General features: G+C 71.8%; 12 protein-coding genes. 6 read left to right on the top strand and 6 right to left on the bottom strand.

Annotated elements, in window-relative coordinates:
• Positions 1–2: 2 nt before the first annotated feature.
• Positions 3–821: a cyclase family protein gene (locus tag H4696_RS43695; protein WP_086858469.1), complete on the bottom strand. Its 819-nt coding sequence runs from the start codon at positions 819–821 to the stop codon at positions 3–5.
• Between the two features lie 98 nt (positions 822–919).
• Between H4696_RS43695 and H4696_RS43690 the strand changes: the two genes are divergently transcribed.
• The 3 genes from H4696_RS43690 to H4696_RS43680 all read left to right on the top strand — a co-directional run bounded on the left by H4696_RS43690 (position 920) and on the right by H4696_RS43680 (position 5618).
• Complete coding sequence (locus tag H4696_RS43690; protein ID WP_086858490.1) at positions 920–1336, top strand: DUF5709 domain-containing protein; 417 nt, start codon at positions 920–922, stop codon at positions 1334–1336.
• 266 nt (positions 1337–1602) lie between these two features.
• A complete protein-coding gene (locus tag H4696_RS43685) occupies positions 1603–4338 on the top strand; it encodes an AfsR/SARP family transcriptional regulator (RefSeq protein WP_158104290.1) in 2736 nt (911 codons plus the stop codon).
• Positions 4339–4466: 128 nt separating this feature from the next.
• The gene (locus tag H4696_RS43680) at positions 4467–5618 is read left to right on the top strand and encodes an HNH endonuclease signature motif containing protein (RefSeq protein ID WP_086858491.1); all 1152 of its coding nucleotides are present in this window, start codon (positions 4467–4469) and stop codon (positions 5616–5618) included.
• Between the two features lie 304 nt (positions 5619–5922).
• Here H4696_RS43680 and H4696_RS43675 read toward each other — a convergent pair whose 3' ends face one another.
• Positions 5923–6291, bottom strand: a complete 369-nt coding sequence (locus tag H4696_RS43675; protein ID WP_086858471.1) for a MerR family transcriptional regulator — start codon at positions 6289–6291, stop codon at positions 5923–5925.
• Positions 6292–6345: 54 nt separating this feature from the next.
• Here H4696_RS43675 and H4696_RS43670 point away from each other — a divergent pair, with 54 nt between their 5' ends.
• A complete protein-coding gene (locus H4696_RS43670; RefSeq protein ID WP_086858472.1) occupies positions 6346–7503 on the top strand; it encodes an MFS transporter in 1158 nt (385 codons plus the stop codon).
• A 45-nt stretch (positions 7504–7548) separates the two neighbouring features.
• Here H4696_RS43670 and H4696_RS43665 read toward each other — a convergent pair whose 3' ends face one another.
• Positions 7549–8736: a glycoside hydrolase family 18 protein gene (locus H4696_RS43665; protein WP_225955979.1), complete on the bottom strand. Its 1188-nt coding sequence runs from the start codon at positions 8734–8736 to the stop codon at positions 7549–7551.
• 115 nt (positions 8737–8851) lie between these two features.
• Between H4696_RS43665 and H4696_RS43660 the strand changes: the two genes are divergently transcribed.
• Positions 8852–9244 carry a hypothetical protein gene (locus H4696_RS43660; protein WP_086858474.1) on the top strand — a complete coding sequence of 131 codons (393 nt, stop codon included), beginning with the start codon at positions 8852–8854 and terminating at the stop codon, positions 9242–9244.
• Here H4696_RS43660 and H4696_RS43655 read toward each other — a convergent pair.
• Positions 9238–10575, bottom strand: coding sequence for a pyridoxal phosphate-dependent decarboxylase family protein (locus tag H4696_RS43655; protein WP_086858492.1), 1338 nt, complete (start codon positions 10573–10575; stop codon positions 9238–9240). The genes H4696_RS43660 and H4696_RS43655 overlap by 7 nt on opposite strands.
• A gap of 112 nt (positions 10576–10687) precedes the next feature.
• Between H4696_RS43655 and H4696_RS43650 the strand changes: the two genes are divergently transcribed.
• Entirely contained in the window at positions 10688–11221 is a 534-nt protein-coding gene (locus tag H4696_RS43650; protein WP_086858475.1) for a GNAT family N-acetyltransferase, read from the top strand.
• Here H4696_RS43650 and H4696_RS43645 read toward each other — a convergent pair.
• Together H4696_RS43645 and H4696_RS43640 are read right to left on the bottom strand one after the other, a co-directional pair.
• On the bottom strand, positions 11211–11678 hold the full coding sequence (locus tag H4696_RS43645) for a nitroreductase family deazaflavin-dependent oxidoreductase (protein ID WP_169734924.1): 468 nt from the start codon (positions 11676–11678) through the stop codon (positions 11211–11213). The genes H4696_RS43650 and H4696_RS43645 overlap by 11 nt on opposite strands.
• A gap of 23 nt (positions 11679–11701) precedes the next feature.
• Positions 11702–13630, bottom strand: a complete 1929-nt coding sequence (locus H4696_RS43640; RefSeq protein WP_192782852.1) for a glycosyl hydrolase family 28-related protein — start codon at positions 13628–13630, stop codon at positions 11702–11704.
• Positions 13631–13761 lie beyond the last annotated feature (131 nt).

Below are 13761 nucleotides of genomic sequence, written 5' to 3'. Positions count from 1 at the left end.
GCCTAGTCCGCCTTCACCCCCGGCGGCAGGACCCCGAAGATCGTCGCCGTGGAACCCGCGCCCCGCCGGTTGATCGGGCCGCCCGCCAGCACCCACGCCCCCGTCGTCGGCAGTGCTTTCAGGTTCGCCAGGATCTCCAGGCTGATCCGGTGCCGCCGGTAGACCAGCTTCGACACCGTGTACGTCTCGTCGGTGCCGACGTCCGGGCTGAACGTGTCCGTTCCGGTGCCGCCGCGGCGGCCGAGCCGTCCCGTGTCGATCAGCCACTGGACCGCGGGAATCGAGAACCCGGGCTGGTGCAGCACGCCGTCCGCGCCGGTGTTCGGGTAGGCCGGGGTGCCCCACTTGGCGTCCCAGCCGGTCCACAGCACGACGACGCTCTCGTCGGGGATCCGGCCGTTGCGCCGCTCCCACGCCTTGAGGTCGTCGATCGTCACCGCGTAGTCCGGGTTCTGCGCCGCCTTCGTTCTTACGTCGATCTTCACCGCGGGCCGGAACAGATCGGCCGGGTCCATGTCGTCGGCCAGCGGCTCGCCGGTGTTGAAGTGGCCGGGCGCGCCCCAGTGCGTTCCGGTGTGCTCGCCTTCGCGGACGAACTGCAGGTAGTAGCCGTCGTCGGGGATGGTGGCGATGGTTTCCAGCTCGAAGGCCGGGTCGCCGGGGAAGACGTTGGTCGTCGCCGGGTCGTTGACGTGCGACAGGTTGACCAGGTTGAGCTGGTCGAGCCGCACCGGCGGGGCCGCCTGCGCCGTCCGCCCGGACAGCGCGGCGCCGAACACCCCGGCCAGCCCCGCGGCCAGCACCCTGCGTCTCATCGGCATGGGGATCACCTTTCCCACCAGTGCCGCCCGTGCGGCGGCTCGCTCGGTCCTATCACCCAGGCTCGGCACAGCCAAGGAGTTGCGCGAGGATGGAGGGCATGGACGACTCCGAAGACCGCGCCGACGACGGCATCCTCGACCCCGAGGACACATTGGACGACCGCGACGAACTGGCGGAGGGGTATTCCCCGCCCGAACGCGCGCAGGCGACCGAAGGCTGGGGCACCACCGCCCGCGAGACGGCGGAGGGCGAAAGCTGGAAGGCGCGGCTGGCCCGTGAAGTACCGGACGTCTCGTCCGACGACGACGGCCTCGGCGACAGCGAGGACACCGACGGCGAGCTGGTGGACGACGAGGTCGGCGACGTCCGCGCGGGCCGGCTGGTCGCCACGGACGAGGGCTTCGGCGAGGACAGCGACGAAGAGCTGTACGCGTCGGACGCGGGCATCGACGGCGGCGCGGCCTCGGCGGAGGAAGCCGCCGTCCACGTAATCGACCCCTCCCGCCGCTGGTGAGGTGACGGAACGGACCCGGGGTTCGAGGGTGCCCGGGCCCGCTCCGCCGGACGCCGGATCGACGGCGGCCGGTGGAGTAGGCGGCCGCCACGGGGAAAGACGATCCGGCCCGCGGCCGTGACAGGGAAACACGAACCGCCCCCTCGACGGTTCGTGCCGTGCCACCGACCCGTGCCACGGTGCCGGACGGGCCTTGCGCGGACCTTTCCCGCCCCTTTCCGGGTCGGTTACAGTGGGCGCCCGGGCGGGCACGGGGAGGGAAATCGGTGCGGTTCTGGCTGCTGGGCGAGCTCGACGTCCGCGCCGGCGACCGCGCCGTGGAGATCCGGCGGCCCCGCCTCCAGGGGTTGCTCACCGCGCTGCTGACCGATCTGAACAAGGTGGTGCCCGCCGACGTCCTCGCCGAACGCGTCTGGGGCGAGCGGCTGCCCGCCCATCCGCGCAATGCCTTGTACAGCTACGTTTCCCGGCTGCGGACGGCACTCGGTGAAGCGCTCATCACCCAGCGCTCCGGCGGCTACCTGCTGACAGCGGACCCGGAAACCGTCGACCTGCACGTCTTCCGGCGGCTGCTCGGCGAGGCCGGCGCGACCACCGACGACGAAGCGAAGGCGGCGCTGCTGACGCGGGCATTAGCCCTGTGGCGCGGCGATCCGTACGGCAGCCTGGACACGCCGTGGTTCGTGAACCAGCGCGAGGCACTGGCGAGCCGCCGCCTCGGCGCGCAGCTGGACCTCGCCGACGTCGGGCTGCGCGGCGACCGGCCCGGCGACCTCGTGCCCGAGCTGACCGCGCTGGCCGAAGCCCACCCGCTGGACGAACGCGTCCGCGGGCAGCTCGTGCTCGCGCTGCACCGCGCCGGCCGCCAGGGCGACGCCCTGCGCGAGTACGACCGGATCCGCCGCCTGCTGGCCGAAGAGCTCGGCACCGACCCCGGCGCGGCGCTGCGGCAGGTGCACGACCAGGTCCTGCGCGGCGATCCGCGTCCGCGCCCCGCCGCGGCGAGGCCAGTGCCGCACCAGCTGCCGGCCGCCCCGGCGTCGTTCGTCGGCCGCGCCGCCCTGCTGGCCGAGCTCGACCGGGCCGCGGAAACCGCGGGACCGGTGGTGATTTCGGCGATCGGCGGCGCGGGCGGGATCGGCAAGACGTGGCTGGCGCTGCACTGGGCCGCCGGGAAGCTCGCCGAATTCCCGGACGGACAGCTGTACGTGAACCTGCGCGGCTTCGACCCGGTCGCCGAGCCGATGCCGGTTTCCGTCGCGGTGCGCGGATTTCTGCACGCACTCGGCGTGGACGGCGCCGCGGTGCCCCCGGATCCGGACGCCCAGCTCGCGCTGTACCGCAGCCTGCTCGCGGGAAAGCGCGTTCTGATCGTGCTCGACAACGCCGCCGACAGCGCACAGGCCGCTCCCCTGCTGCCCGGCAGCCCCACCTGCCGCGTGCTGGTGACCAGCCGCAACCGCCTCGGTGGCCTCGTCGCGGCGCACGGCGCCCGGCCGGTCCCGCTGGACGTGCTGTCCCCGCAGGAAGCGCGGGAACTGCTCGACCGCCAGATCGGCCCCGACCGGCTCGACGACGAAACGGCGGCCGAGCTGATCCGCCTCTGCGCCGGGCTGCCGCTCGCGCTGGGCATCGTCGCCGCACGCGCGGTCACGTCACCGGAACTTCCGCCGTCGCTGCTGGCCGAGGAACTGCGCGACCAGGCCGCACGGCTGGACGGCCTGGACGCGGGCGAAGCCGGACTGAGCCTGCGGACGGTGTTCTCCTGGTCCCTGCGCCACCTGACCGACGAGGCTGCGGCGTTGTTCGGCCTGCTGGCCACCGCGCCCGGCCCCGACATCGGCCTCCCCGCCGCGGCGGCACTGGCCGGCCGCCCGCCCGCGGCAACGCGGAAGGTGTTGCGCGCACTGGAAAACGCGCACTTGCTGACGAGGACGGCAAGCGGCCGCTACCGGATGCACGACCTGGTCCGGCTCTACGCGGCCGAGCGGACACTGCCGGGAGCCGCCCGCGACGACGCGCTGCGGCGCGTGACCGACTTCTACCTCCGGACGTCCTGGCACGGCCACCTCGCGATCGAGCCGCTCCAGACACCGATCCCGCTCGAGCCGCCGTTGCCCGGAGTCGAAGCCCAGCGGTTCGACGGCCAGTCCGAAGCGGTGCGCTGGTTCGCCACCGAGCACGCCTGCCTGACCGCCACGACCGAACTGGCGGCCGAGCGCGGCTGGCACTCGCAGGTCTGGCGGCTGGCCTGGCTCCTCAACGAATTCCGCGCCCGCCAAGGACAATTGCGCGAGCGAGAAGCCGCGGGCCGCCTCGCACTGGCGGCGGCGGAGCAGCTCGGCGACGTCACCGCACAGCTGATCGCGTACCGGATCCACGCCAGCGCAAGCATTTTCGCGGGACACCCCGAAGTCGCGCTCGAGTGCCTGCCGAGAGCGCTGGCGCTGGCCGAGCGCGCGGGCGACCGGCTTCAGCAGGCCCACCTGCACTACGTCCTGGCCGGCGCGCGGGAGTACCACTCGAAGGACTACCGGGCCGAACTCGAGGAGTGCCAACGCGTTTTCGAGCTGATCGAGCCGGACGACGCACCCCGCCTCTACATCAGAGCCCTCGACCTGGTCGGCTTCTGCCACCTCCAGTGGAGCGACTGGCACCAGGCCCGCCACTGGCTCGATCGGGCGGCGGCGGTGGCGCGCAAGTACGGCGACCCGGACGGCGAAGCGCACGCACTCGGCAACCTGGGTTTTGTCGCCCTGCGCAGCGGAGACTGGCCCTCGGCCGTCGAAAACCTGGAGCGGGCTGTCGAGATCCTGACGAGGATCGGCAACGAGCGCCACGCGACGTTCTTCCTCGTCGGCCTCGGCGACAGCTATCGCATCGTGGGCCGCGAGGACGATGCGCGGCGGGTGCTTCATGATGCGCTCGACCGTTACCGGGCGCATCCGGAAGGCGCGCAGCTCAAGGAAGTCGAGGCGTGTTTCCTCGCTCTTGAGGGTTGATCATCACCACCTGATCGTGTGATGAACGTCTGTTCGTACGCCGGTAATCTTGTTGCGTGGACAGAGAAACGGTGTGGCAAGCAGACGCGGAGGCCTTGGCCGACCGCCTCCGCAGCCTGCTCACCGTCATGCGGTCTGCTGAAGCGGAAATCGGTGCGCTGCTGGTGGAAATCGAATCCCGTGGTGCGCTGGAACTATTCGGCTACCGCTCTGCCGCCCGACTCTTAGAACACCTCGCCGACCTACCGCGCGCCGCCGCGGACAAGATGGTCAAACGCGCCCACGCCCTGCACCCCAGCCACTCTCTCGACGCCACCCCCGCCGTTGCTCCCGCCACCGGTGTCGCTGCCCTTGCTGGTCGGTTGAGCACCCCGATGATCGACACCATCATCGACGCCGTTTCCCGGATCCCCGCCTCCCACCGCGACACCGCCGAAGCGGACCTGCTGGCCTTCGCCGCCGAGGGCGGCCACAAACAAGTCGCCGCCCTCGGCGCCCGCATCCTGGCCCACCTCGACCCCGACGGCACCGCCCCTGAGGACACCGAACCCGCCACCCCGGTGCGGGAACTCTCCCTGCGCCGCAAACGCACCGGCACCTGGGAACTCACCGGCCGCTTCGACGACGAGACCGGCACCCGCGCCAGCGCCCTCCTCGACGCCCTCGCCGAACGTCGCGGTGCCGATGATGGCCCAGACTTCCGCTCCCCGCAGGAACGCTACGGCGACGCCTTCTCCGACGCCCTCGACCTGGCCCTCAACTCGCCCGACCTGCCCACCCAGGCCGGGGAACGCACCCACGTGATGGTCGCGGTGTCCCTGTCCGACCTGCGCTCCGGACTCGGCCACGCGACCTTGGGCGATACGGGCCTGACCTCCGCCGCCGAGGCCCGGATCCATGCCTGCGACTGCACCCTCATCCCCGCGGTCCTGGGCACCGCCAGCGAACCGCTGAACCTCGGCCGGGCCCGCCGCCTCATCTCACCCGGACTGCGCCGCGCCCTGTTCCTCCGCGACCGCGGCTGTGCGTTCCCAGGCTGTCACCGCCCGCCCCGGCATTGCCAGGGTCACCACATCCGTCACTGGTCCGACGGCGGCCTGACCGATCTGGCCAATTTGGTCCTGTTGTGCGGCCACCATCACCGGTTGCTGCACCGGTCGGGCTGGCAGGTCCGCATCGCCACCGACGGCCACCCCGAATTCCTGCCGCCGCGGTTCTTGGACAAACGCCGAAAACCCCGGCGCAACAACATCCATCAGCCCCTGCCATTCGCAGCCTGAAGATGGGACAGGTCCGCAGCCACCGGCTACGGGCCTACACCCACGTCCACACCTACAGGCAGGCCGCGCCAGGACCGCCCACCCCGCAGCCGGTCAGCGCACCACAGCCCACCCGACCTCCCGCAGTCCGTCCTCAGCCGCAGAGCCGAAACGGCAGCCACTACAAGACCGAAGCAATCCGGGCCCGCACCCGGCCTCACCAATACGAGCCGACCACAGAACACTCACCACCGGGCAACTCGCCCCCGGCGCCGCAGCAATGTTCGGACCGGGCCGAACGGCACGCACTGACGGCCGCCGACCACTAGACCCGGTTGTACTCCCGCACCGCGTCGAGGTACTCCGAAATCGCGTCCCGGTTCCGCAGCAGGCATTCCGCGCGCCGCGCCATCCGGTCGCGCTCCGCCTCCAACGTCGCCAGCATCTCCGGCGTGGCGTCCGGAAAATAGATCGCCCGCGGCTTGTCGAGACACGGCAGGATCTGCTTGATGATCCGGGTCGGCAGCCCGGCATCGAGCAACCCGCGTACCTGCAGCACCCGATCGACCGTCGGCTCGTCGTAATCGCGGTACCCGTTCGCCCCGCGGGAGGCGATGATCAAGCCCTGTTCCTCGTAGTACCGGAGCAGCCGGCGCGCGGTTCCGGTGCGTTCCGCCAGTTCGCCGATCCGCATGTGCGCCACCTCACGTAGACCTTCACACGTATGTGAAGGTTTCAGCATAACCGCATGACGATCTCCAGCACCCGGACGGCGACCCCCGCCCTCCTCGCGTTGACCACCGCCGCGTTCGTCACCGTGCTCACCGAGGCGCTGCCCGCCGGGGTGCTGCCCGGGATGAGTGCCGGGCTCGGGGTCGGCGTGGCCGCCGCGGGGCAGGCCGTCACGGTCTACGCGCTCGGCACCGCGCTCACCGCGATCCCGCTCGCCGCGGCGACCGCCGCCTGGTCCCGCAAACGCTTGCTGCTGGCCGGAGTGGCCGGGTTCGCCGTGGCCAACACCGTGACCACCCTCTCCTCGGACTACGCGCTGACGATGGTGGCGCGGTTCGTCGCCGGGATCGCCGCGGGGGTCGTCTGGGCGCTGCTCGCGGGGTACTCGCGGCGGCTCGTCCCGGACGCGCCGGGCAAGGCGATCGCGACCGTGATGGCGGGCATTCCGCTGGCGCTGTCGCTGGGCATCCCGGCCGGGACGTTCCTCGGCGACCTGCTCGGCTGGCGCTGGGCGTTCGGGGTCATGTCGGTGCTCGCGGCCGTCCTGCTGGCCTGGATCGCCACCAAAGTCCCCGATCAGCCCGGGCAGGCAGGCGGCCGGATCCCGGTCCGGCGCACGCTGACCGTGCCGGGCGTGGCACCCGTACTGGCCGTGACGCTCGTGTTCGTCCTGGCGCACACCGTGCTCTACACCTACATCGCGACCTTCCTGGCCCACGCCGGGCTCGGTGGTTCGGTCGACGTCGTCCTGCTCGTGTTCGGCGTCGCCTCGATGGCGGGCATCGGGATCGTCGGCGCGGTGATCGACCGGGCGCCGCGCACGCTGATGGTGTTCAGCACGGTCCTGGTCGCCGTGGCCGCGGCGCTGCTGGCGATCTTCGCCGCCGGCCCGGCGCTGGTCTACGCCGCCGTCGCGCTGTGGGGACTCGGCTGGGGCGGGGTCCCGACGTTGCTCCAGACGGCCGCCGGCCGCGCGGGCGGCGGCGCGGCGGACAACGCGCAGGCCATGCTCGTCACGCTGTGGAACGCCGCGATGGCCGCGGGCGGGGTGGCCGGCGGGGTCCTGCTCGACGCCGCCGGGCCGTCGTCGTTCCCCTGGACGCTGCTGGTCCTGCTGCTGCCGGTGCTGGCCGTGGTGCTCGGCGCGCGGCGGCACGGGTTCCCCGCGTCCTGAGTGGACGAAGGGCCCGGGCGCGCTCGCGCCCGGGCCCTCCAGCTTCTAGCAGCGGCCCGCGATGGCCCGCAGCAGTTCCGCGTTCGCGGTGTCGCCGGACAGCTCCCAGGCGAACACGCCGCCGAGCCCCTGCGACTTCGCGTAGCCCGCCTTGGCCGAGGCCGTCTCGGGCGTGTCGTAGCTCCACCACTGCGAGCCGCACTTCGCGTACGCCGTACCGGCGACCTTCCCGTTCGCGGGGCAGGTCGTCTTGAGGACCTTGTAGTCCTCGACGCCCGCTTCGTACGTGCCCGGCGCCGGGCCGGTCGCGGTGCCGCCGGGCTGCTTCTGCGTTACGCCGTCCCAGCCGCGGCCGTAGAAACCGAGGCCGAGCAGCATCTTCGACGACGGCACGCCCTGGTGACGAAGCTTTTGGACGGCCGCGTCCGCGTAGTACCCGGCGTGCGGGATGCCCGGGTAGGACCGCAGCGGCGAGTGCGGCGCGGTGGGCCCGGTCGGCTGGCCGCCGGCGACGAAGTAGTCGTACGTCATGACGTTGTACCAGTCGAGGTACCGGCTCGCGCCGCCGTAGTCGGTGGCGTCGATCTTGCCGTTCTTCGAGCCGTCCGCGGTGATGGCGGCGGTGACGAGCTGCCGGTGCCCGAACTTCGCGCGCAGCGCCTTGACCAGTTCGGTGAACGCCTTCGGCCCGCTGGTGTCGCAGGTGGCGCCGCAGGCGTTGGGGTACTCCCAGTCGATGTCTATACCGTCGAAGACGCCGGCCCAGCGCGGGTCGTTGACGAGGTTGTAGCAGGATTCGGCGAACGCGGCCGGGTTCTTCGCCGCCTCGCCGAAGCCGGCCGACCAGGTCCAGCCGCCGAACGACCACAGCACCTTCAGCTTCGGGTGCAGCTTCTTCAGCTCGAGGAGCTGGTTGAAGCTGCCGTGCAGCGTGCCGCTGTCCGCCTGGCCGCTGACGCTCGTGGCGGCGTCGTAGGGCATGTCGTGGTCGGCCCACGGGTCGCCGACGGCGCAGCCGCCACCCGTCACGTTGCCGAAGGCGTAGTTGATGTGGGTCAGCCTCGCGGCCGAACCGGACGTTTCGATGTCCTTGACGTGGTAGTTGCGCGCGTAGACGTCCCAATCGGCGAAGTAGGCCATCACCTTGCCCTGTGCCTGCCCGGCGTCGGCGGGCGGCGCGATGACGGTGGCGCCGGCGAGCGCCAGCGCGGCGACGACGATGCTCTTTCTCATCCGGCGCACGTTAACAGGTCCAGACCACTGCCGACCAGAGCGAAACGTTGGGGTCAAAGGGTTTCCCGGTACCCCCGCAGCCGGGCGCGGATTCACGGCGTGCGATGATCGGCGGATGACCGAGTTCGGCTGCGCGCGCTGCTCGGGCGCCGACGCCCTCACCGCGCTGGCGTTCTGCACGACCCGCCTGCGCGAAATCCACAGGTTGGTCGAACGCTCGCATTTCGGTATTTCGCTGCGCGAATGCCCCGAATGCGGCCAGGCTTTCGCCGCGATCTTCACGGAATTCGTCGACTGGAAGGGCGGGGAGGACGCGCAGTACTTCGACTTCGTCCCGCTCACCACCACCGAGGTGACGTCGTTGGCGGCGCAGGGGTCCCGCGTGGACCTCGCGGAGCTCGGCGCGCTCGGCAGCGTCCGGCGGCGGCTGTCGTCGAGCTGGCCGACCGGCGAGGAGAAGCGGATCGGCTGGCGGACGGACTCCCTTTCGGTGCGCGAAGGCTACTGAGCCAGCCGGAGGATCGCGGCGGCCGAACGGTCGACGTCGGCTTCCGTCGTCGACCAGTTGGAGACCGAGATCCGCAGGTAGCGGCGGCCGCGCCAGGTGGTGCCGCCCAGCCAGCAGGTGCCGTCGTCCTGCACCTTCCGGACGAGTTCGTCCGTTCCGTCCCCGAAGGACACCAGGACCTGGTTGAGCACGACGTCGTTGGCGATTTCGGCGCCGCCCTCCTCGAGCCGGTCGGCGAACCGGCGCGCGAGCCGGCAGCAGCGGTCGACGAGTTCGGCGACGCCGTCGCGGCCCAGCTCGCGCAGCGCCGCCCAGACCGCGAAGCCCCGCGCGCGGCGGGAGGACTCCAAGGTCAGGTCGCCCATGCCGGCGAGTTCACCGGCACCGGCCAGGTAGGCGGCGCGGTAGGCGATCGCTTCGGCGTGGACGTCCGGCCGGGCGCAGAAGACGAACCCCGAGTCGTACGGGACGTTCAGCCACTTGTGGCCGTCGCAGGCCCAGGAGTCGGCGAGCTCGACACCGTCCAGGAGCGGCGCCGTGGCCGGGTTCGCCGCGGCCCACAACCCGAAGGCGCCGTCGACGTGCACCCAGGCCCGGTGGGCGTGCGCGGCTTCGCAGGCGGCGCGGAGGTCGTCGCAGGCACCGGTGTTGACGTTGCCCGCCTGGAGGCAGACGATCACCGGCCCGCGGCCGGCGTCCAGTGTGGCCCGGAGGTCGTCGACGTCGATGGCCCCTTGCGCGCCGGCGGTCACCGGCTCGATCGCGCCGGTGCCGAAGCCGAGCAGCCGCAGGGCGCGGTCGATCGTGGCGTGCCGTTCTTCGCTCGCGACGATCCGGACTCGCGGCGCGCCGGCGAGCCCATCGCGTTCGACGTCCCACCCGGCTTCGGCGAGGACGTGGTGCCGCGCGGCGGCGAGCCCGACGGTGTTCGCACCCTGGCCGCCGGTGACGAACCCGGCGGACGCGGTGGCCGGGATGCCGAGCAGCTCTTTGAGCCAGCGCCCGGCGGTGTCCTCCGCGGCGGCCGCGGCCGGGGAGAGCACGGCGTTGAAGGCGTTCTGGTCCCACCCGGCGGCGAGGACGTCGGCCGCGGTGGCGGCGGGCAGCGCGCCGCCGATGACGAACCCGAAGAAGCGCGGCCCGGCGGTGGCGACGAGCCCGGGGTCCGCGACGCGCGCGAGTTCTTCGAGCACTTCGGACGGTGGGGTCGGGCCGTCCGGGAGGGGACCACCGAAGGCCGCGGGAGCCGCCCCGGTCACGACCGGCCGTTCCGGGAGACCCGCCCGGTAGTCGGCGGCCAGCTCGGCGGCACGGATCAGGAGGTCACGCATCTCGTCCACGCGCCGACTGTAGACCGGGCCCGGACACCGGGATGCCCTCGATTTTCTCCATGAGCACGTTGCCGCGGGAACAATCCCGGCCCTCCCGGCGTAGCGTCCTGATATGGAGATCCCGCTGAACACCGACCGGCTCGTGATCCGGGACTGGACGGTGGACGACGCCGAAGCCGCGTTCGCCGTCTACGGCGCGGAAGACGTCACGCACTGGCTCACCCCGGCCATGGACCGCGTCGGCGACATCGGCGCCATGCGCGCGGTGCTGCACGCCTGGCAGGAGGCGCAGCCGAACCTGCCGCCGCCGCGGGGCCGCTGGGCGATCGAGCGCAAAGAGGACGGTGCCGTGATCGGCGGGCTCGGCATCCGGCTGCTGCCGCCGTTCGAAGAGGACCTCGAACTGTCGTGGCAGCTCAGCCCCGGTGCCTGGGGCCACGGGTACGCGTCGGAAGCCGCGTCGGCGCTCATCGAGTGGGCCTTCACCCAGGACACCGAGGAGCTCTTCGCGGTCGCGCGGCCGAACAACACGCGGGCGATCGCCGTCGCCAAGCGGCTCGGGATGCGGTGGGTCGGGGAGACCGACAAGTACTACAACCTGCGGCTGCAGGTGTACCGGATCCGGCACACCGACCTCATCGGCTGACCGGCTCCAGCAGGAAGACGCGGATTTCGCGGTGCTCGGCCCGCACGGCGTACCGGTCGTACGCGGGCCAGTACGCGGCGACGGCGTCCCACATCTCCCGGCGCTCGTCGCCGGTCAGGAGGCGGCCGGTGACCGGCACGGTCCGCCCGTGCCGGGTGACTGTGGCCGCCGGGTGCGCGAGGAGGTTCGCCGACCAGGCCGGGTGGGTTTCGCCACCCCAGTTCGAGCCGATCACGACGTAGCCGCCCGCGCGCTCGACGTACAGCAGCGGCACCTGCCGCGGCTCGCCGCTGCGGCGGCCCGTGGTCGTGAGCAGCAACGTCCGCAGCCCGACCGCCGCGCCGACGCCGACCCGGCCGCCGCTGATCCGCAGCAGCACCCGGTCGGCCGGCACGAGCGCCCGGCCCACGGCGGCGAACGCCCTGCTCTTGCCGAACCCCGCGAACACCCCGCGCAAACCAGCCACGGTCGAACCTTAGGTCACCACGGCGACGGCGCCGGCGGCGCCACGACCGGCGGCCGGTCGTCGCAGGTGATCGTGTTCGGCAGCAGCCACGGCGCCAGCCAGCCACCGTCGTTGCCGCCGAGGTCGGTCAGCGAGAACTCCGAACCGGTCGGCGGGAAGTTGAACGACCCGCAGTTGTTGACGCCCACCGCGCCGACGTTGCGCGCGTCGACGTTCCGGAACGACGCCGACCCCGCCGACCGGGCGCTCAGCACCGACGTCCCCGTGCCGTCGACGCGCAGGTCCGCGAACTTCAGCCCGGTGATCGCGTACTCGTCCTTCACCGGGAAGTCGCTGACCAGCATGATCGCGTTGTAGGTGCTGTCGAGGAAGTGGTCGCCGGTCACCTCGACGTCCGCGGCGATGTCCTTTTCCAGCGCGTAGAACCAGATCGCCCCCAGCCCGATCTTCCAGTTCAGCTCGAACGTCCCGGCCCGGACGGTCGTGTTGTCCGTGATCCGCAGCGACCCGCCGAAGGCCTCGGCGCCGAACCGCGAGCCCACCTGGATCGCGCTGCCCTCGCGGATCGGGTCGGCGACGAGGTTGCCCGAGACCGTGTTGTCCACGCCGCCGTACAGCGCGATCCCGTTGGCCAGCACCGGGGTCTGGATCGTGTTGTGGTCGAACGTGTTCCGCGCGTCCTGCGCCTTCTCCGACCACATCGCCAGCCCGTCGTCGCCGGTGTTGCGGACGAAGTTGCCCGCCACCAGCGAATCCGTGACTCCGGTGTGGAAGTTCAGCCCGTCGGCGATCTGGTCGGCGATGACGTTGTTCGTGACGCGCGTGTTCCGCATCGGCCCGTCGAACCAGAGGCCGACCTTCGTGTGGTGGAGGTACAGGGAGTCCACAGTGGAGTCACTGAGCGCGCCGCCGATCGCGTTGACTTGGTCGGTGTCGACGCGTTCCCGGACGTCGCCTTCGATCGCGAAGCCCGACAGGTGGACGTCGTGGCTGCCCCCGGCGGTGGCTTCTTCGCCGTAGACGCCGACGCCGTGGCCCTTGAGGATCGTGTACCAGCTGCCGGCGCCCTCGATCGTGACGTCGTCGACGATGACGTGCCGGTTGACCTGGTAGGTCCCGGGCGGCAGGTAGACCTTCAAGTGCGCGCGGCGCGCGAAGGCGATGGCGCGGTCGAGGGCGTCGGCCGAGTCGCGGTGGCCGGTCGGGTCGGCCCCGAAGAGCAGTGCGTTGACCGCCAAGGGAACCACGCGTGGCGGCGCCACCTGCTCGGAGTCGAGCAGGTCGACGACCGTCCACGCGGCACCGGCCGAGGCGGTGAGGCGCACCTTGTCCCCCGCGCGGTACGACCGGCCGAGCAGAAGCCGCTGCTCGTCGTAGAAGTGGCTGGGGCGGAACGGTTTCGCGAGCACCGGCGCCGGCGTGGTCGCCGCGGGCACGCAGCCGCACTCGGTGATCCACCAGTCCGGGTGCAGCAGGTCCGCGTCCGGGTCGTTGCTGAACGGGTATTGGTTGTACAGCCACGAATACTGCGACGTCAGCGTCATCCGCTGCCGGTGGCCGCCGTTCACCGTGACGTCGAGGGGCGCCGTTATCCCGCCGCCGCGCGGGGCGTCGGGGATGCTGTAGCGGACGGTGATCGCGTTCGCCGCGGCGGGCAGCGTGAACTCGACGTACTGCCCCGGTGCCAGGCGGACGGCCCGCCGTCCGGACGCCTCGGAAGGCAGCGTGTACGCCGAGCGGTCGGGCCCGATCACGACACCGTCGGTGCGCGCGTTCTCCGCTTCCTGCTCGAGGAAACCGACGGCGGCGCCGCGCCCGGCGACCAGCGCGGGGTCGAGCGCGGCGCGCGTCACGACCGGCCGGTCGGCGGCTGCCGCCGGTGCCGCCACCGAGACGAGCGCGGTGACCACGGCGAGCGCGGCTCCGAAGGTGCGTCGCGACATCCAGGGCCTCGTTTCGCCGGAGGGACTGCGGCGGAAGATTAGGCCACGCTCGCGCATCAAACAAGACTTTGCCCTGAACTTGCAAGAAGAAGTCGATTCCTTGCGTTCGGTTTCTTCTGGCACAGTTCAGG

The sequence above is a fragment of the Amycolatopsis lexingtonensis genome (genome assembly GCF_014873755.1).
GTDB classification, from domain to species: Bacteria; Actinomycetota; Actinomycetes; order Mycobacteriales; family Pseudonocardiaceae; genus Amycolatopsis; species Amycolatopsis lexingtonensis.
Note: the sequence above shows the minus strand (reverse complement) of the source record. Positions and strands in the feature narration are given on the sequence as shown.

Excerpts from the sequence above, each read along its gene's own strand:
- H4696_RS43695 (WP_086858469.1), bottom strand. The coding sequence starts at position 821 with ATGCCGATGAGACGCAGGGTGCTGGCCGCGGGGCTGGCCGGGGTGTTC.
- H4696_RS43690 (WP_086858490.1), top strand. The coding sequence starts at position 920 with ATGGACGACTCCGAAGACCGCGCCGACGACGGCATCCTCGACCCCGAG.
- H4696_RS43680 (WP_086858491.1), top strand. The coding sequence starts at position 4,467 with ATGCGGTCTGCTGAAGCGGAAATCGGTGCGCTGCTGGTGGAAATCGAA.
- H4696_RS43675 (WP_086858471.1), bottom strand. The coding sequence starts at position 6,291 with ATGCGGATCGGCGAACTGGCGGAACGCACCGGAACCGCGCGCCGGCTG.
- H4696_RS43670 (WP_086858472.1), top strand. The coding sequence starts at position 6,346 with ATGACGATCTCCAGCACCCGGACGGCGACCCCCGCCCTCCTCGCGTTG.
- H4696_RS43665 (WP_225955979.1), bottom strand. The coding sequence starts at position 8,736 with ATGAGAAAGAGCATCGTCGTCGCCGCGCTGGCGCTCGCCGGCGCCACC.
- H4696_RS43660 (WP_086858474.1), top strand. The coding sequence starts at position 8,852 with ATGACCGAGTTCGGCTGCGCGCGCTGCTCGGGCGCCGACGCCCTCACC.
- H4696_RS43655 (WP_086858492.1), bottom strand. The coding sequence starts at position 10,575 with ATGCGTGACCTCCTGATCCGTGCCGCCGAGCTGGCCGCCGACTACCGG.
- H4696_RS43650 (WP_086858475.1), top strand. The coding sequence starts at position 10,688 with ATGGAGATCCCGCTGAACACCGACCGGCTCGTGATCCGGGACTGGACG.
- H4696_RS43640 (WP_192782852.1), bottom strand. The coding sequence starts at position 13,630 with ATGTCGCGACGCACCTTCGGAGCCGCGCTCGCCGTGGTCACCGCGCTC.